The following is a 20,938-nucleotide window of genomic DNA, read 5'->3' as shown; positions in this document are numbered from 1 at the left end:
TGGGCGTTTGCGTGTGCCGGTAACTTGCAAGCGGAAGGCCAGCGTCATCCTATTGCCAGTTGGCGCTGGTCTTGCAAGGATTCCACCCGCGATAGGCTGCGCCCACGAGCTGGCATCACCATGGATCTGAACACCATCACGGAGGTCGTGCGCCCGAGAACGCGGGCCGAGCTGCCCAGCTGGCAGGCAGGCGATGCCTGGCTGGCCGGCGGCACGTGGCTGTTCTCCGAACCGCAGGCGCAGCTGTCGCGGCTGATCGATCTCAGCGAGCTCGCCTGGCCGCCACTCACCATCAGCGATCAGGGCCTGGGCATCGCCGCGACCTGCAGCGTCGCCGCGCTGGACGCGCTGCCCTGCCCGGCCGACTGGATCGCGGCGCCCCTGATCGATCAATGCTGCCGCGCGTTCCTCGCTTCCTTCAAGATCTGGAAGACGGCGACCGTGGGCGGCAATCTCTGCATGTCGCTGCCGGCCGGGCCGATGATCTCGCTGCTCGCCGCGCTCGAGGGCGTCTGCACGATCTGGAGGAGTGACGGCAGCGAGCAGCGCATAAGGGTCACCGACTTCGTCACCGGCAACAACAGCAACGTGCTCGCGCCTGGAGACCTGTTGCGCCAGATCGACATTCCGCTGCCCGCGCTCAAGCGCCGCACCGCTTTCCGCCAGATCGCACTCACTCCGGTCGGACGCTCCGGCGCGCTGCTGATCGGAACCTCGGGCCGCAACGGCGACCTGCTGCTCACCGTAACCGGATCGACCGTCACGCCGCTGCAGCTGCGCTTTGCCAGCATGCCCGACGCAACCTTGCTGCGCGCGAGCATCTTCGGCGACATCCCCGATACGTCGTATCATGATGATGTTCATGGCAAGCCCGCCTGGCGCAAGGCAATGACCCTGCGCCTCGCCGAGGAGATTCGCGCCGAGCTCGCTGGCGGCGCGCGGCCATGAGCGCGATCGTCGATGGCAAGGAAGTCGATGCTGCCCCGCGCCCCGGACAGTGCCTGCGGACCTTTCTGCGCGACGCCGGCCATTTCGGCGTCAAGAAGGGCTGCGACGCCGGTGATTGCGGCGCCTGCACCGTGCTGCTCGATGGCGAGCCGGTGCACAGCTGCCTGATCCCCGCCTTTCGCGCCGAGGGCAAGGCGGTCACGACTGTCGAAGGTCTCGCCGCCGATGACGGCCTGCATCCGATGCAGCAGGCCTTCCTCGATGCGCAGGCGTTCCAATGCGGCTTCTGCACCGCAGGCATGATCGTCACCTGCGCCTCGCTGAACCAGGCGCAGGTGAAGGATCTCGGCGCGGCGCTGAAGGGCAATCTGTGCCGCTGCACCGGTTATCGCGCCATCGAGGACGCGCTGCTCGGCCTCACCCATGTCGAGGATGTCACGGCCGGCGAAGCCTTCGGACGCAGCCTGCCGGCCCCCGCCGGCCCCGACGTCGTGCGCGGCCGGGCACGCTACACCTTCGACACGACGGTCAAGGGCCTGCTGCACGTCAAGCTCGCGCGCTCGCCGCATGCGCATGCGCGCATCGTCGGCATCGACAAGAGGGCCGCGCTGGCGGTGCCCGGCGTGCATGCGGTGCTGACGCACGAGGATGCGCCGGCGACGCTGTTCTCCACCGCGCGCCATGAGCAGGCCTGGATGGATCCGGCCGACACCCGCGTGCTCGACGACGTCGTCCGCTTCATCGGCCAGAAGGTCGCCGCCGTGGTCGCCGACAGCGAGGCCGCCGCCGAGGAAGGTTGCCGACGCCTCGTCGTCGACTACGAGATCCTGCCTGCCGTGGTCGATCCCGAAGCCGCGATCGCGCCCGGCGCGCCCGTTATTCACGCCGGCCGCACAGCTGCGCATCGCATCGCGGACGTCAGCCGCAACATCGTCGCCGAGACCCACGGCGAGCTTGGCAACGTCGCCGCCGCGCTCGCGTCTGCCGCCGCGACCTATGAAGGCACCTTCACCACGCAGCGGGTGCAGCACGCCGCCCTGGAAACGCACGGCGGTCTCGCCTGGCTCGACGACCACGGCGTGCTCACCGTCCGTTCCAGCACGCAAGTGCCGTTCCTGACACGGCGGGCGCTGTGCGAAATCTTCGACCTGCCTTCCGACCAGGTCCGCGTGTTCTGCGAGCGCGTCGGCGGCGGCTTCGGCGGCAAACAGGAGATGTTCGTCGAGGATATCCTCGCGCTCGCCGCGCTGAAGACCAACCGTCCCGTCAAGCTCGAATTCACCCGAGAGGAGCAGTTCATCGCGACCTCGACGCGACATCCGATGCGTGTCACGATCAAAGCGGGCGCCGACAGCGACGGCAAGCTGACCGCGCTGCAGCTCGATGTAGTCTCCAACACCGGCGCTTACGGCAATCACGCCGGGCCCGTGCTGTTCCATGCCTGCGGCGAGTCGATCTCGGTCTACAATTGTCCCAACAAGAAGGTCGACGCGATCGCCGTCTACACCAACACGGTGCCGGCCGGCGCCTATCGCGGCTACGGCCTGCCGCAAACCACCTTCGCGGTCGAAGCCGCAATCGACGAGCTCGCGCGGCAGCTCGGCATCGACGCTGTCGAGATGCGACGCCGCAATATCGTCAGGCCCGGCGATCCCATGCTGGCGCCGCCGGCATCGGAGCACAGCGACGTGCTGTACGGCTCCTACGGGCTCGACCAGTGCCTCGATCTGGTCGAGCGCGCCATGGCCGAGGCCACGCCGACGCCGGAGCTGTCGGCCGAGTGGCTGACGGGCGATGGCATCGCGCTGACGATGATCGATACGGTGCCGCCTGACGGCCACTTCGCCGACGCCGCCATCAGCCTGCGCGACGACGGCGGCTTCGTGCTCACCGTCGGCACCGCCGAGTTCGGCAATGGCACCAGCACCGTGCATCGCCAGATCGCGGCGACCGTGCTCGGCACCACGGTCGGTCGCATCAGCCTCAGACAGTCCGACACGGCGCATGGCGGCCACGACACCGGCGCCTATGGCTCGACAGGCACCTTCGTCGCTGGACGCGCGACCCAGGCTGCCGCCGAGGCGCTGGCCGAGACGATCAAGCGGTTCGCGGCCGACAGGTGGAACGTCGCTCCCGGCGCCTGCGTGATCGCCGATGATGCAATCACGTGCGGCGCACACCGTCTCGCTTTTGCCGAGCTCGCGAACGCCAGCGGATCGCCGCTCACCGCGAGCGGCAGTTCGCAGGGCACGCCGCGCTCGGTCGCGTTCAACGTCCAGGGCTTTCGCGTCGCCGTGAACAAGCACACCGGCGAGGTCAAGATCCTCAAGAGCGTGCAGGCCGCGGATGCTGGCCGCGTCGCCAATCCGATGCAGTGCCGCGGCCAGATCGAGGGCGGCGTCGCGCAGTCGCTCGGTGCTGCGCTCTACGAGGAGATCGTGATCGACGAGACGGGCCGCGTGATCAATCCGCGCTTCCGCGACTACCATGTGCCGTCCTATGCCGACGTCCCGCGCACCGAAGTGCTGTTTGCCGACACCAGCGATACGATCGGCCCATTGGGGGCGAAGTCGATGAGCGAGAGCCCCTACAATCCGGTCGCCGCCGCGCTCGGCAACGCGCTGCGCGCCGCCACCGGCATCCGCTTCACCGCCGTGCCGTTCAAGCCGGACCGGCTGTTTCCGCAGTTGCAGGAGACATTCGGCGAATGAGCCAATGATGGCGACGATCCGGGGACGGGCATGAGCGAGACATTTCGTCCGGTCGACGAGCGTCCGGCGGCCACCAGCTCCTCTGCGCAGCACGTCCGGGGTGGGAGATGGCTGCGCTAGGGCTTCGACCGGCGATCGTAGGACCAGCCGAACAGGCCGCTTCGCTCGGTCTCGGGCTCCGGCTCGGCTCCCGGAGCAGATTGCGTCGGCTGCGCGGCCGCCTGTGGCGCGGCAGGCGCGACCGGCTTTGGAATGATCTCGCACTTCATCGAATAGACCAGCTTGCCGTCCTCGGTGCGCCCGATCGGCGCGCAGGCATCGGCGCGCCTGGCGGCTGCCGGCTTCGGCGCGGGCGCTGTCTGCGCCAAGGCGGATTGCACCAAGGCGGGCTGCGCCATCACCAGAATGATCAGGACCGGTCTCTTCATCGCGTCCGCCATGCGTCGTTACCGGATGCATTGAACGCAATCGCGCGGCCGAAGTCCACCAGATCAAGCGCGCATGAAGGCCTGTCTCCTGTGCACGGCCTGCCAAAGCGATGCGCTGGAAATCACACGGGATCGATGCAACAGATGGGGCGCAGGCGGCCGTCCTTCGGCGCGTGCTGCACAAGGAGATGAGCGCACGATGTGGGCCTCGATCATATCGGAATGGCTGAGCCTGATCTTCCGCTGGCTGCACGTGGTCGCGGCGGTGGCGTGGATCGGGAGTTCGTTCTACTTCATCGCGCTCGATCTCAGCCTGAAGCCGCGTGAGGGCCTGCCGACGGGCGTGATGGGCGAAGCCTGGCAGGTCCATGGCGGCGGCTTCTACCACATCGTCAAATATCTGGTGGCGCCGGCGCAGATGCCGCGCGAGCTGACCTGGTTCAAATGGGAGGCCTACACCACCTGGCTGTCCGGCTTCGTGCTGATGATCGTGGTGTATTATCTCAACGCCGACCTGTTCCTGGTCGACAAGTCGATCCTCGATCTCACGCCCGTTCAGGCCGGCCTGTTCAGCTTCGGCTCGCTGGCGCTGGCGTGGCTGCTGTACGAGGGCGCCTGCCGCAGCGGCCTTGCCAGGCACGAGCTGCCGTTCGCGATCGGCGGCTACATCTTCCTCGTCGCGCTCACCTACGCCTTCACCCACGTGCTGAGCGGCCGCGGCGCCTTCAACCAGATCGGCGCGATCATCGGCACCATCATGGTCGCCAACGTGTTCGCGGTGATCATCCCCAACCAGAAGAAGATCGTTGCCGCGTTGATCGCAGGTCAGGCCCCGGACCCCAGGCTCGGCAAGACCGGCAAGGAGCGATCGGTCCACAACAACTATCTGACCCTGCCGGTCGTGGTGCTGATGATCAGCAATCACTATCCGCTGCTGTTCGGCACCCGCTACAATTGGGCGATCGTCGCCATCGTGCTTGCGCTCGGGCCGGTGATCCGCCACTTCTTCAACGCGCGTCACAAGGGTCATCCGTCGCCATGGTGGGTGTGGGGCGTTGCGGCCGCGGGCATGATCGGCATCCTGCTGTTGTCCGCGGCGGGCCCTCGCGACGCCAAGACGACGATGAGCGCGCCGCCAACATTCGCGCAGGTCGAGGAGATCGTGACCTCCCGCTGCAGCATGTGCCACGCCGCCGAGCCCGTATGGGACGGCATCGTCGCAGCCCCCAAGGGCGTGCGGCTCGACACCGCCGACAACATCCGGCGCAATGCACGGCTGATCGTGCGCAACGCCGCGTGGTCGAGCGCCATGCCGCCCGGCAACATCACCGAGATCACCGGCGAGGAGCGCGCCGTGCTCGCGGCGTGGGCGGGCGCGCAATAGCCGCTCACCTTCACTGTCCTCTTCACCTGTCAAACAGCTCGTTCGCCGAGCCCACGCACCCGCGCGAGCTCATGCGCCCTGGCAACGGTTCGACTTTCAATCATCGCGGTTCTCTAGGAGAAGACGTGCCACGGCGCTCCCGCGGCGCGATCGGCCCGGGTTGCGTATATCGTTCGCCCTCACGGGCGCGGGGCATGTTCTCGGCGCGCAACAAGCACTCGACCCATCGTTCCGGCATTCGCCGACAACGCAGCCGTCGGCTCGGTCATTGCGCGACGGCGTGCTTGCAGATGCTCGCTTCGGTTCCCCACGACGCATGCGTGAAGCCGACGCTGGGACAACCGGATTTTCACAACGCGCAGTTGAGCTGATATCCGAGCAACGACGATTGAGTTGGAGCGCATCCGATTGTCGTCATGACCTTGCGGCAAAATTTACCACCCATTGGGACGCGGCTTGGCTGCAGAAAACATGGCGCTAGAGTGGCGCCCACAATCAGCTATCAGCGAAACGCTCCATCATGTCGATCTCCGTCAAAGGCCGGCTGGCCATTGTCGCGCTCATCGCGCTTGCCTGCTTCGCAAGCTCGGTGCTGAAGCTCTATCTAGGGCTGCTGTGCATCTCGCTGCTCGTGAGCTTTGCCGTGGTCGGCGTCGTGGCCCGGCTGGTCGAAGGGATCGCCAGCAAACGCAATCGGAGCGGCGAGCAGCGGCTGGCCCATCGCCGCGATCGCCCTGCTCTCGTCGAGGGCCCGCAGCCGCTGTCGATGACGACGATGGATCATGTCGACACGCCATCGCCAGCGGGGCCCGTGCGATGAGCGGGATGCATACGGCCGCGCCTGCCTCGTCGTTCCGTCTGATCTGCAGCATCGTCGGCGGCACCGAACGACCCTCGCGGTCGTCGATCATCCGTCTCGCGATCGAGCGCTGAAGGACTGGCATTATCGGACACCGGAGACTGGCAAATGGTGCTACGAGTTCGACCGCTGGAACGGCGAGGACCAGATCATCCTCTCGGCCAAGCCGATCGAGGACACAGCGACGCCGCGCTCGGTGGCGATCCATCGGAAAAGGAGCGAGTGGCCGTTCAGGTCGCCGCACTGATCGCGTCGATACGGCGTCTGTACCTCACCCCTTCGGCCGCTTCCGCTTCGCCTCCAGCGCCGTGAGATAGGTTGCCATCATCTCCGGCAGCGCGGCGACCACGACGTCGCGACTGCGCGGATCCTGCTCGCGCGTGAACAGCAGGGTACCGAGCACGACGGTATCGAGCGTGGTGGCCGCCTGTTGGCCCAGTTCGTCGCCGAGCCTGGCACGCATGACGCGGTCGATGAGGGCCCTGAACTCGGCATGCATGGTCTGATCGTGCAGATCCAGCGTCGCCAGCGCATCTGGATGGCGAACGAAGTAGCGAATCGCCCAGCCGATCAACTGCTCGATGACCTGCGGCGGCGACATCGCTGTCCATTCCGCATCGCTTCGCTGCAGCACGCGATCGAACGCCGGCTGCAGCTCGGCATCGTGACGCTCGGCGAGCGCATCGAGCATCTGATCCTTGTCACGGAAGAAGTGATAGACCGAGCCGATCGACGCGCCGGCGCGCTGGGCTGCGGCGTGCATGCCGACGGCACCGATCCCGGCCTCGGCGATGATGGCGGCTGCCGCGTCGAGCAACTGCTCGCGGCGCTCACGGCCGCGCGCCTGGCGGGGCGCACGAGCCGCCGTGCGCGCGGGGTCATTCAGGTCGGTCGCAGCTTTCCGTCGCACGTTCGCGTCATGCCTTCGTTCATCGCGGCGGCAGCGATGCCGATGTCCCCAACGGGAGCGCCCGGCAAGCCGCATAGGGGTAATTGGAAACCGCCACGAGAATGTTACTAGACGATATATTCTAGATTTGATTGTCTAATTCACGCACTGTCAAGAGGATGGTGTTCAACTCTCGCGTGAACCTGCTTCCTTGCAACGGCGGGCGGCTGAGCGAATTCTGCGGGCTGCTTGCGACCAACAGGCGCTTCTGATCCGGCGTGCATGCGCGGCGGGACAGGGACGACCGTCACCACCCAACCGGGCCGAAGATACGACCATGTCTCCATTCGCAGGATTCCCCTTCCTTCGGACGTCGGGCTCACGCCTGCTGGCCGTGGCCGGCTGTGCTGCCGTCAGCCTGCTGCTGGCCGGCTGCGAGCAGAAGACGGCCGCAACGGCGCCGCCATCCCGGCTGGTGCGGACCGAGGTGGTCAAGCTGTCGGAGCGGCGGCAATCGATCACGCTGACCGGCGACGTCCAGGCGCGCGTGCTCGCGGACCTGTCGTTCCGGGTCAGTGGCCGCGTCACCGAGCGGCTGGTCGAGGTCGGCGCACACGTTAAGGCCGGCCAGTTGCTGGCCAAGATCGACCCAGCCGAGCAGCAGGCCGATCTCGATTCCGCAGAGGCCGCCGTGACGGCTGCGGAGTCGCAGGTCAAGGTCGCGACCTCCAACTTCAACCGGCAGCAGACCTTGTTGTCGAGCGGCTTCACGACACGGGCGACCTTCGACCAGGCCCAGGAGACGCTGCGCACGGCGGAGGGTTCGCTGGAGTCCGCCAAGGCGCAGCTGGGCACGGCCAAGGACGCCCTGACCTATACCGAGCTGCGCGCCGATGCCGACGGCACCATCACCGCGCGCAACATCGAGGTCGGCCAGGTTGCCCAGGCCGCGCAGTCGGTGTTCACGCTAGCCCATGACGGCGCCCGCGACGCCGTGATCGACGTCTACGAGGCCGCGCTGTCGCTCAAGTTCGATGACAGCAAGGTGGCGCTTTCGCTGCTGTCGGATCCCTCGGTCACCGCCAAGGGCACGGTGCGCGAGGTCTCGCCGACCATCGATCCGAAGTCCGGCACGGTCCGCGTCAAGATCGCGATCGAGACTCCGCCACCTGAGATGACCCTCGGCAGCGCCGTCAGCGCCACCGGCTTCATCAAGCCGGAGCAGCGCATCGTACTGCCATGGAGCGCGCTGACGGCCGCAGGCAAGACGCCGGCGGTCTGGCTGGTCAATGCCGCCGACAAGTCCGTGTCGCTGAAGCCGATCACGATCGAGGATTATGAGACCGGCGCGATCGTCGTCTCGGCCGGATTGAAGCCCGGCGATCGCGTCGTGACCGATGGCGGCAAGCTGCTCAGCGTCGGACAACAGATCACATTCAACGAGGAGAAGCGGTCGTGATGACGCCGATGCGTTGTGTTCTTCCGCTCGGCGCGCTCGCTCTGCTCGCCGGCTGCAACCAAAAGGCCGCCGCTCCCGAGCCGGTCCGGCCAGTGCTGTCGATGAAGATTGAGCCGCAGGCGGCCAACGGCTCGGCCGTCACCGGCACCGTCGAGCCGCGCTACAAGTCTGATCTGAGCTTCCGAGTCCTTGGACGGCTGATCTCACGTCCCGTTTTCGTCGGCGACATGGTCAAGCAGGACCAGGTGGTGGCGGCGATCGATCCCGCCGCGCTCGAGCTCGCCGTGCGTGCCTCGGCCGCCGAGGTCTCGCGCAGCCAGGCGCAACTGACCAATGCGACCGGCACCGAGGGCCGGCAGCGCACCCTGCTGGAAACCGACGCCACCACCAAGGCGACCTTGGAGAGCGCGGAGCAGTCGCGCGCAGCCGCCCAGGCCTCCGTCGTCAAGGCGCAGTCCAACCTCGCCAAGGCGCGCGAGCAGCTCGGCTACGCCCAGCTCAAGGCGGATTTCGCCGGCATCGTCACCGCGGTCGGCGCAGAAGTCGGACAGGTCGTCTCGCCGGGCGTGAGCGTCGTCACCATCGCGCGGCCCGACGTCCGCGAAGCCGTCATCGATGTCGGCGACGACATCGCCGGCGGCCTGCAGGCCGGCACGCCGTTCACCGTGCGGCTCCAGGTCGATCCCGGCGTCAGCGCGGCAGGCAAGGTCCGCGAGATCGCGCCGCGCGCCGATGCAACCACGCGCACGCGCCGCATCCGCATCACGCTCGACAACCCGCCGGAGATCATGCGCCTCGGCACCACCGTGACCGCCACGCTGGACACCGAGCAGAAGACCGTCATCCGGCTGCCGCGCTCGGCCGTGCTGGAGCAGAACGACAAGAGCTTCGTCTGGCTGATCGATGCGGCCAGTAAGACCGTCAAGCGACAGGAAATCACGATCGCCAGGAACGAGGACGGCAGCGTCCGCGTCACCGGCGGCCTCGACGCCGGACAGCGCGTCGTCACCGCCGGCGTGCACAGTCTCAAGGATGGCCAGTCCGTCCGCATCGATCAGGAATCTCAGCCGTGAAGTTCTTCAACCTCTCCGACTGGGCGCTCGAGCACCGCTCGCTCGTCTGGTATTTCATGATCGCGTTCATGGCCGCGGGTCTCTACTCCTACCTGCATCTCGGCCGTGAGGAGGATCCGTCATTCACCATCAAGACGATGCTGATCCAGGCCAAGTGGCCCGGCGCCTCCGCCGAGGAGATGACACGCCAGGTCACCGACCGCATCGAGAAGAAGCTCGAGGAGCTGCCGGCGCTCGACTATACCAAGAGCCTGACCGTGCCCGGCCAAACCACCGTGTTCGTCAACCTGCGCGACACGACCAAGGCGCGCGATGTCGTTCCGACCTGGCTGCAGGTGCGCAACCTGATCAACGACATCAAGGGCGACTTTCCGTCCGGTGTGATCGGGCCGGGATTCAACGACCGCTTCGGCGACGTGTTCGGCAACATCTACGCCTTCACCAGCGACGGGCTGAGCCAGCGCCAGCTCCGTGACCGCGTCGAAGAGGTCCGCGCCAAGGTGCTGACCGTGCCCAATGTCGGCCGCGTCGACATCGTCGGCGCGCAGAACGAGGTGATCTATCTCGAATTCTCGCCGCGCAAGGTGGCCGCGCTCGGCATCGACCAGCGCACCATCCTGACCGCGCTGCAGGCGCAGAACGCGGTGTCGCCGTCCGGCGTGCTGCAGGCCGGCCCCGAGCGCGTCGCCGTGCGCGTCTCCGGCCAGTTCACCTCCGAGGAAAGCCTCAAGGCGATCAACCTGCGCATCAACGACCGCTTCTTTCCGCTCACCGACGTCGCCACCATCACCCGCGGCTATGAGGACCCGCCGACGTCGCTGTTCCGCTTCAACGGCCAGCCGGCGATCGGGCTTGCCATCGGCATGAAGGCGGGCGCCAACCTGCTCGACTTCGGCGAGGCGCTGAAGGAGGAGATGGCGAAGGTCGTGGCCGACCTGCCGGTCGGCGTCGGCGTGCATCTCGTCTCGGACCAGCCCAAGATCGTCGAGGAAGCCGTCGGCGGCTTCACCAAGGCACTGTACGAAGCCGTCATCATCGTGCTGGCGATCAGCTTCGTCAGCCTCGGCGTGCGCGCGGGCCTCGTCGTCGCGATCTCGATCCCGCTGGTGCTCGCGATCACCTTCCTGTTCATGAACTACACGGGCATATCCCTGCAGCGCATCTCGCTGGGCGCGCTGATCATCGCGCTCGGCCTCCTGGTCGACGACGCCATGATCGCGGTCGAGATGATGGTGGCGCGGCTCGAAGTGGGCGACAGCCTGCGCAAGGCAGCGACCTATGTCTACACCTCGACCGCGTTCCCGATGCTGACGGGAACGCTGGTCACGGTCGCCGGCTTCATTCCGATCGGCCTCAACAACAGCGCCGCCGGCGAGTTCACCTTCACGCTGTTCGTCGTGATCGCGGTGTCGCTGGTCGTGTCGTGGATCGTCGCCGTGCTGTTCACGCCGCTGCTCGGCGTCACCATTCTGCCAGCGACCTTGCCGAGTCATCATGCCGAAGGCGGCCGGCTGACGCGGATCTTCCGCGCCATGCTCAATGCCTGCATGCGGCACCGCTGGACCACGATCATCGCCACGGTGCTGATCTTCGGCCTCTCCGTGTTCGGCATGCGCTTCGTGCAGCAGCAGTTCTTCCCCTCCTCCGACCGCAATGAGCTCGTCATCGACTTCAACCTGCCGCAGAACTCCTCGATCGCCGAGACCAATGCGCAGATGGCGCAGTTCGAGCAGGAGGCGCTGAAGGGCGATCCCGACATCGACCATTGGTCGACCTATGTCGGCTCCGGCGCGCAGCGCTTCGTGCTGTCGTTCGACGTGCAGCCGGCCGACGTGTCGTTCGGCCAGATCATCATCGTCACCAAGAGCCTCGAGGCGCGCGACCGTGCCCGCGCCAAGCTGCAGGCCTATCTGACCAAGACGTTCCCCGGCACCGACGCCTATGTGCATCTGCTCGACATCGGCCCGCCGGTCGGCCGCCCGGTGCAGTATCGCGTCAGCGGGCCCGATGTGGCCAAGGTGCGCGAGATCGCGCAGGAATTGGCCGGCGTCCTGCGCGGCAACAGCCATCTCGGGGCCGTCATCTTCGACTGGATGGAGCCGGCGCGCGTCGTGAAAGTCGACGTGCTGCAGGACAAGGCGCGCCAGCTCGGCGTCACCTCGGAGGACATCGCCAACGCGCTGAACGGCGTGCTCGACGGCACCTCGATCACCCAGGTGCGCGACGACATCTATCTGATCGACGTTCGCGGCCGCGCCCAGGCCAAGGAACGACAGTCGCTGGAGACGCTGCGCGATCTGCAGCTGTCCGGATCGAACGGCCAGTCGATCCCGCTCGCGGCGCTGGCGACCCTGCGCTACCAGATCGAGCAGCCGGAGATCTGGCGCCGCTCGCGGCAGCCGACGCTGACCCTGAAGGCCAGCGTGATCGATCAGGTGCAGCCCAACACGGTCGTCGATCAGCTCAAGCCGGCGATCGCGGCCTTCGACGCCAAGCTTCCGGCCGGCTACAAGGTCGTCACCGGCGGCAGCGTCGAGGAGAGCGCCAAGAGCCAGGCGCCGATCATCGCGGTCGTCCCGATCATGCTGTTCACGATGGCGACCATCCTGATGCTGCAGCTGCAGAGCTTCCAGCGTCTGTTCCTGGTGTTCGCGGTGGCGCCGCTGGCCCTGATCGGCGTCGTCGCGGCGCTGCTGCCGAGCGGCGCGCCGCTCGGCTTCGTCGCCATCCTCGGCGTGCTGGCGCTGATCGGCATCCTGATCCGCAACTCGGTGATCCTGATCGTGCAGATCGAGCATCTGCGCGACGAGGGTCGGCCGCCGTGGGAGGCCGTGATGGAAGCGACCGAGCACCGCATGCGGCCGATCATGCTGACGGCGGCCGCAGCCTCGCTGGCGCTGATCCCGATCGCGCGCGAGGTGTTCTGGGGCCCGATGGCCTATGCGATGATGGGCGGCATCATCGTCGGCACCGTGCTGACCTTGCTGTTCCTGCCGGCGCTCTACGTCGCCTGGTTCCGCATCAAGGCGCCGGACAACACCGCGGCTCCGGAGGCCACGCCGCACGGCGCGTAAGACGCCGAATGGCGGGGAATCGCAGATAATTGCATGGGATAAGCCGTCCGCGTGGGTTAAACGCCACGCGGCGGCCGGTTAGATTCGGCCTTCATGGAAGGATGCGAATCATGACCGATCCTCAGATCGTCTGCCCCTCCTGCCGCACCGAGATCAAGCTGACAGAGCAGCTCGCAGCGCCCTTGATCGCGGAGACGCGCCGGCAGTTCGAGAAGCAGCTCCAGGCGAAGGAAGCCGATTTCGGCCGCCGCGAGGCGCAGCTCAAGGCGGCGCAGGAGCAAATCACGCAGGCCAAGGCCGCGATCGATCAGCAAGTCGCCGCCAAGCTGAAGGCCGAGCGCGCCGCGATCGCGCAGGCCGAGGCGGCGAAGGCCCGCCAGGCCGTTGCGGACGAAATGGGCAACCGCGACCGCCAGCTCGCCGAGCTGCATGAGGCCATCGTCAGCAAGGACGCCAAGCTCGCCGACGCCCAGAAGGCGCAGGCCGAGATGATGCGCAAGCAGCGCGAGCTCGACGAGGCCCGCCGCGAACTCGATCTCACCATCGAGACCAAGGTGCAGGAGAGTCTCGTCGCCGTGCGCGACAAGGCGCGGCTCGAGGCCGAGGAAGGACTGAAGGCGAAGGTCGCCGAGAAGGAAACCCAGATCGCCGGCATGCAGCGCCAGATCGAGGAGCTCCGCCGCAAGGCCGAGCAGGGCTCGCAGCAGCTTCAGGGCGAGGCGCTCGAGATCGAGCTAGAGTCACAACTGCGCGCGCGCTTCCCCCGCGACCTTGTCGAGCCGGTGCCGAAGGGCGAGTTCGGCGGCGACGTGATCCATCGGGTCGTGGCCCCCAGCGGCCAGGTCTGCGGGGCGATCCTGTGGGAATCCAAGCGCACCAAGAACTGGAGCGATGGCTGGCTGGTCAAGCTGCGCGACGACCTGCGCGCCGCCAAGGCCGACATCGCGCTGATCGTCTCGAGCGCGCTGCCCAAGGGGGTCGACGGCTTCGACCTGATCGACGGCGTCTGGGTCGCCGAGCCGCGCTTCGCGCTGCCACTGTCGCTGGCACTGCGGCAGTCGCTGATCGACGTCGCCTGCAGCAAGCTCGCGCAGGAGGGCCAGCAGACCAAGATGGAGATGGTCTACGCCTATCTCACGGGCCCCCGCTTCCGCCACCGCATCGACGCCATCGTCGAGCGCTTCACCGAGATGCAATCGGACCTCGACCGCGAGCGCAAGACGATGATGCGGCTCTGGGCCAAGCGCGAGGAGCAACTGCGCGGCGTGCTGGATTCGACGGCGGGACTGTATGGCGACCTGCAGGGCATCGCCGGCCGGGCGATGCAGGAGATCGAGAGCCTCGACGTGCTGCTGATCGAGGGCAAGAGCGAGGCGGCGGAGTAGCGCGTGCCGGCCGCGCCGATCCGAGGTGTGCCAGCACCGCACCGCGCCTATGCTTTCCTACGCGGCCGCGTCTCGCATTCCCATGGCATGCGGATGCAGATGGCCGCTACTGCTTCGCCATCTGTGTGCTCGCCTGCGCGTCCCTTTGCACAGCACCCTTGTCGACCCATTCCGGCGGTGCGCCCAGACGGTTGGCGACCATGCCGATGACTCCAGGATCCCTGCCGAACGCCTCACATGCCGCATTCTTCGGCTTGCCGCCGAGCGCCGCGCCGATCCGTTCGATCGACGGCAGCTTCGGCACCTTGCCGAACGGGGTCTCGCCGGTCACCAGCATCTGGCCGAAATCGGCGCTGAACGAACCTGCCAAATCGTAGGCATCGCCGGCCTGCGACAGCACCGGCGAGTTGGTGAACGAATTGGCGCCGCGCGCCCATACCATTGCGGCCTGCTGCCGGCCCTTGCGGTCGAGCGCCTCAGCCTCGATCGTGAGACTGCCGAGCCCGATCGGCAGCCGCGGCACCGGAACGGGAACGCCGAGCGCGCCCGGCACGGCCGACACGACCTTGGAGGCCCCGGCGGCAACCGGATCGGTCGGCGTCGCCTGGGTGATGAAGGTGCGCGTCGTCAAATCGGCCCTCTGATTGGGCGCCACGACCGTGAAGCGTTCGCTCAGGTTGAGACACAGCGCGCGGTCGACGGCGTTGGCGACGAGCTGCCGCTGCTGGTCCGTCAGCACCGCGCCGGCCTGGCCCGAGAAGGTTGTCGGCATGATACGCACGGTCTGCGCCGCGAGCACATTGTCCTTGTCGACGTTGAGCAGCGACTTGGCGAGCACGCCGTTCGATTCCGCCAGCGACTGATAGGATGCGAGCGCGCCGCTCTGCGTCATCGGCGCCGTGGCGCAGCCCGACAGGTCGAGGGCCGCGCACAGCATCGCCAGGCGGATGGTGGCCGGGGTGCATGATCTCACGAAAGCCGCGACGTCGATTTCGACCATGCCCGGACCGCCTCACGCCGACCAATCTGCGCGCCCCTCGCGAGCGGCGCCATGTTTCTCCTAGGAAAATCCGGACAGCGTGGGGCGGAAGCATGGAGAGATGTTACGCAACGCCACCAACCAAGGAGAGAGTGCGGCAAGCGCGTCCGCGGTCCGCCACCTGCGCCGGCGGACTCAAAATCCGCTGGTGATGGCGACGACGCCCGACACGGCCAGGACGGCGCCCAGCCAGGCGGCCGGCGCGGGCCTGAGCCCGGTGCTCCACCACAGCAGCGGCAGGATCATGACAGGGGTCGTCGACGACAGGCTGGAGACGATCCCGACGGGCCGGCTGGTCAGCGCAAACAAGACGAGTGTCATGCCGACGCCCATCCCGAGCACACCGCTCAGCGCGGACCGCATGACGACCGATCGATCCACCGCGAACGAGCTGCGGAAACGCGGCATAACGGACAAGGCGACCAAAGCAGCCAATCCGATCGCAGCGCGAATTGACGTGGCCAATGCCGGATCCAGACCCGCGGCCATCACAGGACGCGCCATCAGGACAGCGGCCGCCGCGAACAGCGCGGCCGCCAGACCGAACAACAAACCTGCTCCGACCGAGCCGTGCGCTTCCTGAGCGACCGCGACAGGCTGTCGAAAGACGATCGCGACCCACACGCCGCTCACGATACACCCCACGCCCGTCATCTTGATCGTGGACAGCGTCTCACCGAGCAGGAGATAGCCGAGCACGGCCGCGAATGCGGCCCAGCTGGCGTAGACGACGGCGGTCAGGCGCGGCCCCAGCCGGGCCAGCGCCGCATAGAAACAGGAATCCGCGACGACGACGCCGAGCAGGCTCGATGCTGCCAGCATCAGCAGCTGATCACCGGGCGGCGCGGCCCAGTGGCCTCGTAGCGTCACCAAGGCCAGCATGCTCAAGAGCGCCGCCGCAAGGCGGATCGCGTTGAACCTGACGGGACCGAGTTGGCGGACGGCCGACGGCGCGATGATGTTGCTGACGGCGATGCTGAAAGCGGCCGCCAGCGCGGCCAGATCGTGAAGCATCATCGGCGGCACGCCGGTCGGCCGAACACCTCACGCGGCACGGCCAAGCCAGGCGCGCATCTTCTGGGCCAAGGTGAGGCGCGGCTCTCCCGCCGATGTCCCGTTGCCGACCGGATCATCGGCAGCTTCGCGATCCGCATCGGAAGGCTGCGGCTCGGAGCTGCCCGTCTCTCGTGTCGGCACGGCGCCGGCTGCGCCGCCACGCGTCGCCGGACGGTCCGGAACGAGCGATTTGATCGCGGCCACGACAGCTTCCACCCGCTCGACATCCTCGGGCACGCGCTCCGCCTCGGCGGGCTGCGGCGCGATCGTCGCGCCGACCTCGGACAGCGCCTCCGTCTCCGACCGGTCCGGCCGAGCCTCCGGCGCCGCTGCTGTGGCCGCCGCTGCCGGCGTTGGTGCGATCTCCGGCGCGGGCGCGTCGTGCTCGGCTGCGGTGACGACGGCGATCTCTGCAGGCGGCGCAGGCGGCTCGCTGACGCGGCTGCGGCGCTTCTTCGCCACGGCAGACTTTTCGGCGACGGCGGCCTTCTCCGCCACGATCTTTTCAGCTGCCGGCGGGGTCTTTTCCACCGTTCTGGCCACCTCCGGCGCCGGCTTCGCCCTGGTCTTGCGGATCAGGCCTGCGAGCGCGTAGGGCCCGACCATCTCCAGGAACGTCCTTTCATGATCGCGCGACAGCCGCGCGACCGCGGCATCGAGCAGCAGCCAGTCGACGGCGCGGACGTCGTCCATCAGCGGCTGCGACGGCTCATCGGCCGCTTCCATGCGCCAGTAATGCACGACCTTGGAGCGCGTGCCGGTGTCGACGACCAACGTGCCAAGGAATTCGTGCACGGTCACCTTGTGGCCGGTTTCCTCCAGCACCTCGCGCTTGGCGGCGTCGCGCGGCGTCTCGCCGTCGTCGAGCTTGCCCTTGGGCAGCACCCATTCGTCGCGCTTGCGCAGGCGCACGACCGCGATGCGCGGCGGCTGTTCCCGCCGCAGCACGATGCCACCTGCCGCCATGATCGGCGCTCTCGCCATCGCCTCTCCCGAGCCGCAACGACCGCAACTCCCGCGGTCCGATTCGCCAGTTGAACGCTCCGATATAGGACTGCGCAACGACGAAATCGAGATTCCGCAAGCGTGGACCTGACATTCATCCGGCGGCGACGCGCCTGCGCCACAGTGGCTGTCCGGCGCGGATGCGGGCGCCTTCCGTCACATTGGGGCAGAACGTGAAGTCGCCGGGCGCGAGCAGGATGATCGTCGAGCCATGCTCGAACCAGCCGAGCTCGTCGCCCTTGCGCACATTGTTGTTACAGGTGTAGGCGAGCGGCCGCTCGGTCTGCGCGTTCAATACGCGGTCCAGCGCATGCAGGCGGATGCTCGCCACCAGGATCGCGGCGACCGGCACGATCGTGAGCGGCTCGCCGGAAGCGAGATGGGTGCGGATCACCGCGCGCTCGTTCTTGCAGAACAGCCGCTCGACCCGCTTCAGCGCGATCGGATTGACGTTCCAGACGTCGCCATGGATCAGGCTGACATGCTCGATCGTCATGTCGGCCGGCGCGTGGAAGCGGTGATACATGCTCGAGGTGAGGCGCAAGGTGACGAAGCAGCCGTTGCGATGGGTCTCGACCACGGCGGGATCGGCAACCAGATCGCGCAAGGAATAAGGCGCGCCCTTGATCTGGTAGAGTTCGCCGTCGCGGATCAGGCCGTGGGCACCGATGATGCCGTCCGACGGGCTGGTCACGATCGCGGAATCGGGATCGAACGGCCGCAGGCCGGGCTTCAGCCCGCGCGTGAAGCAGGCGTGCAGGCTCTTGAAGTGGCTCTCCTTGGCTTCCGAGAGATCGAGGTCGGAGAACAGCTTCCACAGCGCGATCGAGGCGTCGCGGACGAGCGGAGTCTCGATCTTGGAGAACCAGCCCATGAAACGGGTCAGCGCGGCGCGCGGCACGCGGTTGGTGAGCAGGAAGTTGAGGTCTTCCTGTTGGGTGACGGAGGCGATCAGGCTTTTGACTGTCATGAATCTGTCAGCAGGAGGGGTTAGCGCTTTTGGACATGATGGAAAACTCGATTCCTTATGTATCGCTCGCCGTTGGCGCTGCCGTGACGGCCGCCGTCGCCCCGAAGGTCAAGGCCCGCATCGAATTGTCGCGCGCCAAGCACCGCTCGCTGGCCGGCCATTCCAAGATGTCGCGCCGGATCTCGAAGCTGATCCCGCGCTATGAGTTCGACATCGACGACTTCTTCCGCTCCGACGGCGCTCCGCCGGATGTCGCGACCCGGCGGCAGGATGGCTTCTTCCGGCTCGGCACGCTGTTCCAGGAGAAGTTCGCCAAGAGCCGCGCGCTGACGGCGGAAGCCGCGAGCCGCATCTCCGATCTGCAGTTCACGCAGTCCTACCGCGTGCCGTTCCAGTACAGCCGGCTGGTCAAGGAGCAGCTCGGCGCCGGCTCGTTCATGCAGGCCTCCTCCGGCGTGACCCTGACCGATCTCGACGGCAACCGGTTCTACGATCTCACCGGCTCCTACGGCGTCAACATCTTCGGCTACGACTTCTACAAGGAGTGCATCGCGGCCGCCGAGCGGCGGGCGAGCGCGCTCGGCCCGGTGCTCGGGCTCTATCATCCGGTCGTCGCGGACAACGTGAAGCGCCTGACCGAGCTGTCCGGCATGGATGAGGTCTCGTTCCACATGTCCGGCACCGAGGCGGTGATGCAAGCCGTGCGGCTCGCCCGCTACCACACCGGCCGCAGCCATCTGGTGCGCTTCGCCGGCAGCTATCACGGCTGGTGGGGCGACGTGCAGCCCGGCGTCGGCAATCCGATCGCGCCGCACGAGACCTACACCTTGGCCGAGATGTCCGAGCGCACCCTGCACGTCCTGCGCACGCGGCGCGACATCGCCTGCGTGCTGGTCAATCCGCTGCAGGCGCTGCATCCGAACGGCAATGCGCCTGGCGATTCCGCGCTGGTCGACTCCTCGCGCAAGGGCCGCTACGACCGCGCGGCCTACACCGCCTGGCTGAAGCAGCTGCGCGAGGTGTGCACGGAGCGCGGCATCGTGCTGCTGTTCGACGAGGTGTTCCTCGGCTTCCGGCTCGCGCCGGGCGGCGCGCAGGAGTATTTCGGCGTCAAGGCCGACATGGTGACCTACGGCAAGAGCCTCGGCGGCGGCCTGCCGATCGGCGTGGTCTGCGGCAAGCGCGAGCTGATGCGCCGCTTCCGCGACGACCGCCCGGCCGACATCTGCTTCGCCCGCGGCACCTTCAACTCGCATCCTTACGTGATGGCGGCGATGGACGAGTTCCTGAGCCGGCTCGACAGCCCGAACTTCCGCGCCATCTACGATGGCCTCGACGAGACCTGGAACGGCCGCGCCGCGCAACTCAACGCCGCACTGGCCGAGCACGAGCTGCCGGTGCGCGTGTCCAATCTGCAGTCGATCTGGCTGGTCGAGTACACCGTGCCGTCGCGCTACAATTGGATGCTGCAGTACTACCTGCGCGCCGAGGGCCTGGCGCTGAGCTGGGTCGGCACCGGCCGCTTCATCTTCAGCCTGAACTACACCGACGCCGATTTCGCCGAGGTGACCAGGCGCTTCGTCATGGCAGCCGAGAAGATGAAGCAGGACGGCTGGTGGTGGAACGACGGCACCCTCACCAACAAGACGATCAAGCGCCAGATCCTGAAAGAGATGCTCGGCGCCGCGGTCGGGCGCTGAGGTCGCTGCCACCCTCCCCTGGAGGGGGAGGGTCGCCTCACGGGGCGCGCAGCGGCGCGTGAGGCGGGGTGGGGTGATCTCTCGACGCAGTTCAGTGCTCGTGGAGAGATCACCCCACCCCGACGCCCGCTGCGCGCGCGTCGACCCTCCCCCTCTGGGGGAGGGTGGCACCGCCGCTTCGGCTTCGGGCGCGATCGATCTCACTTTGGCCTTCCCACAAACACCGATGCCCGGGACCGGCCCGGGCATCGCGCAACTCAAACGCAGCGTCCGGCTCAGGCGTGCTGCTCCTCGAGGCTCTCGCCCATCAGGTGCAGGCCGGGGTCGATCAGCTCACCGCGCAGCAGCGCCAGCGGGGCCGAGCGATACTGCACGAAATCGTTGAACGGGTCGGTGATGATCTTGGTCATCCAGACGAGGCCGGTTTCGACGTCACGGATGAAGAACAGGTGCACGGTGCGGAACAGCAGCCCGCCGATGCCGATCACGAGCCACAGCTTGGCGGTCTCGCGCACGAAATCCATCGCCGAGGTCCAGGGCGGCAGCAGGCCGAACAGGGTCGGCTGCAGATAGAGCACCACGGGAGCCGCGGCCCAGATCGACATCAGCACGACCTTGCGCTGCAGATTGTAGCCGACCTTGATCTCTTCCTTGTGTTCGTGGGTCGCCTGGTTGACGTGGTCGTAGCCCTTCGGCTCGAAGAAGAAGTGGCCCGCCTGGCGCGAGGTCATCGACACCAGCCAGCCGATCAGCGCCGAGACCAGCGGATCGAACACCATCATCACGTAGGCGATCATGAAGCTGAGCGCGCTGACGAAGTGGAGGCTCTGGTTGATGCGGCTGTGATGATAATAGCGGTGGTCGTCCCAGCGCTGGATCCGCAGCTGCTCCAGGAAATGCTTGATCATGGTTGCTCCGAAGAATGAGTTGCAGGTCGTGTACAGGGATTCGGTGTAGA

General features: G+C 67.1%; 16 protein-coding genes. 9 read left to right on the top strand and 7 right to left on the bottom strand.

Annotated elements, in window-relative coordinates; translation table 11 throughout:
* Positions 1–120 precede the first annotated feature (120 nt).
* A complete protein-coding gene (locus QX135_RS05200) occupies positions 121–948 on the top strand; it encodes an FAD binding domain-containing protein (protein ID WP_316177045.1) in 828 nt (275 codons plus the stop codon).
* Positions 945–3,659, top strand: coding sequence for a molybdopterin-dependent oxidoreductase (locus QX135_RS05195; RefSeq protein ID WP_316177047.1), 2,715 nt, complete (start codon positions 945–947; stop codon positions 3,657–3,659). Before QX135_RS05200 ends, QX135_RS05195 begins: the two co-directional genes overlap by 4 nt.
* A gap of 116 nt (positions 3,660–3,775) precedes the next feature.
* On the opposite strand, the gene QX135_RS05190 is transcribed toward QX135_RS05195, so the two are convergent.
* Positions 3,776–4,087, bottom strand: coding sequence for a hypothetical protein (locus QX135_RS05190; RefSeq protein WP_316177049.1), 312 nt, complete (start codon positions 4,085–4,087; stop codon positions 3,776–3,778).
* A 199-nt stretch (positions 4,088–4,286) separates the two neighbouring features.
* On the opposite strand from QX135_RS05190, the gene QX135_RS05185 reads away from it, so the two are divergent.
* Together QX135_RS05185 and QX135_RS05180 are read left to right on the top strand one after the other, a co-directional pair.
* Positions 4,287–5,471, top strand: a complete 1,185-nt coding sequence (locus tag QX135_RS05185) for a urate hydroxylase PuuD (RefSeq protein ID WP_315738547.1) — start codon at positions 4,287–4,289, stop codon at positions 5,469–5,471.
* Positions 5,472–5,991: 520 nt separating this feature from the next.
* Positions 5,992–6,291, top strand: a complete 300-nt coding sequence (locus QX135_RS05180; RefSeq protein WP_315781907.1) for a hypothetical protein — start codon at positions 5,992–5,994, stop codon at positions 6,289–6,291.
* A 310-nt stretch (positions 6,292–6,601) separates the two neighbouring features.
* On the opposite strand, the gene QX135_RS05175 is transcribed toward QX135_RS05180, so the two are convergent.
* Positions 6,602–7,240 carry a TetR/AcrR family transcriptional regulator gene (locus QX135_RS05175; protein WP_316177052.1) on the bottom strand — a complete coding sequence of 213 codons (639 nt, stop codon included), beginning with the start codon at positions 7,238–7,240 and terminating at the stop codon, positions 6,602–6,604.
* A 316-nt stretch (positions 7,241–7,556) separates the two neighbouring features.
* Between QX135_RS05175 and QX135_RS05170 the strand changes: the two genes are divergently transcribed.
* The 4 genes from QX135_RS05170 to QX135_RS05155 all read left to right on the top strand — a co-directional run bounded on the left by QX135_RS05170 (position 7,557) and on the right by QX135_RS05155 (position 14,210).
* Positions 7,557–8,678, top strand: coding sequence for an efflux RND transporter periplasmic adaptor subunit (locus tag QX135_RS05170; RefSeq protein WP_316177054.1), 1,122 nt, complete (start codon positions 7,557–7,559; stop codon positions 8,676–8,678).
* Complete coding sequence (locus QX135_RS05165) at positions 8,675–9,751, top strand: efflux RND transporter periplasmic adaptor subunit (protein WP_315781914.1); 1,077 nt, start codon at positions 8,675–8,677, stop codon at positions 9,749–9,751. Before QX135_RS05170 ends, QX135_RS05165 begins: the two co-directional genes overlap by 4 nt.
* The gene (locus QX135_RS05160) at positions 9,748–12,825 is read left to right on the top strand and encodes an efflux RND transporter permease subunit (RefSeq protein ID WP_316233975.1); all 3,078 of its coding nucleotides are present in this window, start codon (positions 9,748–9,750) and stop codon (positions 12,823–12,825) included. Before QX135_RS05165 ends, QX135_RS05160 begins: the two co-directional genes overlap by 4 nt.
* Before the next feature lie 110 nt (positions 12,826–12,935).
* Positions 12,936–14,210 carry a DUF2130 domain-containing protein gene (locus QX135_RS05155; RefSeq protein ID WP_316233974.1) on the top strand — a complete coding sequence of 425 codons (1,275 nt, stop codon included), beginning with the start codon at positions 12,936–12,938 and terminating at the stop codon, positions 14,208–14,210.
* 106 nt (positions 14,211–14,316) lie between these two features.
* On the opposite strand, the gene QX135_RS05150 is transcribed toward QX135_RS05155, so the two are convergent.
* The 4 genes from QX135_RS05150 to asd all read right to left on the bottom strand — a co-directional run bounded on the left by QX135_RS05150 (position 14,317) and on the right by asd (position 18,280).
* Positions 14,317–15,210 (bottom strand): DUF3313 domain-containing protein, encoded by an 894-nt coding sequence (locus tag QX135_RS05150; protein ID WP_316233973.1) that lies wholly within the window; start codon positions 15,208–15,210, stop codon positions 14,317–14,319.
* A 174-nt stretch (positions 15,211–15,384) separates the two neighbouring features.
* Complete coding sequence (locus QX135_RS05145) at positions 15,385–16,263, bottom strand: DMT family transporter (RefSeq protein ID WP_315811842.1); 879 nt, start codon at positions 16,261–16,263, stop codon at positions 15,385–15,387.
* Positions 16,264–16,293: 30 nt separating this feature from the next.
* Positions 16,294–17,289 carry an NUDIX hydrolase gene (locus QX135_RS05140; protein WP_315811702.1) on the bottom strand — a complete coding sequence of 332 codons (996 nt, stop codon included), beginning with the start codon at positions 17,287–17,289 and terminating at the stop codon, positions 16,294–16,296.
* 115 nt (positions 17,290–17,404) lie between these two features.
* On the bottom strand, positions 17,405–18,280 hold the full coding sequence (gene asd, locus QX135_RS05135) for an archaetidylserine decarboxylase (protein WP_316233972.1): 876 nt from the start codon (positions 18,278–18,280) through the stop codon (positions 17,405–17,407).
* A 35-nt stretch (positions 18,281–18,315) separates the two neighbouring features.
* On the opposite strand from asd, the gene QX135_RS05130 reads away from it, so the two are divergent.
* Positions 18,316–19,980, top strand: coding sequence for an aminotransferase class III-fold pyridoxal phosphate-dependent enzyme (locus QX135_RS05130; protein ID WP_410053219.1), 1,665 nt, complete (start codon positions 18,316–18,318; stop codon positions 19,978–19,980).
* 275 nt (positions 19,981–20,255) lie between these two features.
* On the opposite strand, the gene QX135_RS05125 is transcribed toward QX135_RS05130, so the two are convergent.
* The gene (locus tag QX135_RS05125; protein ID WP_316233971.1) at positions 20,256–20,888 is read right to left on the bottom strand and encodes a hypothetical protein; all 633 of its coding nucleotides are present in this window, start codon (positions 20,886–20,888) and stop codon (positions 20,256–20,258) included.
* Positions 20,889–20,938: the final 50 nt, after the last annotated feature.

It is taken from the genome of Bradyrhizobium sp. SZCCHNR1098 (assembly GCF_032489375.1).
In the GTDB taxonomy this organism is placed as follows: domain Bacteria; phylum Pseudomonadota; class Alphaproteobacteria; order Rhizobiales; family Xanthobacteraceae; genus Bradyrhizobium.
Note: the sequence above shows the minus strand (reverse complement) of the source record. Positions and strands in the feature narration are given on the sequence as shown.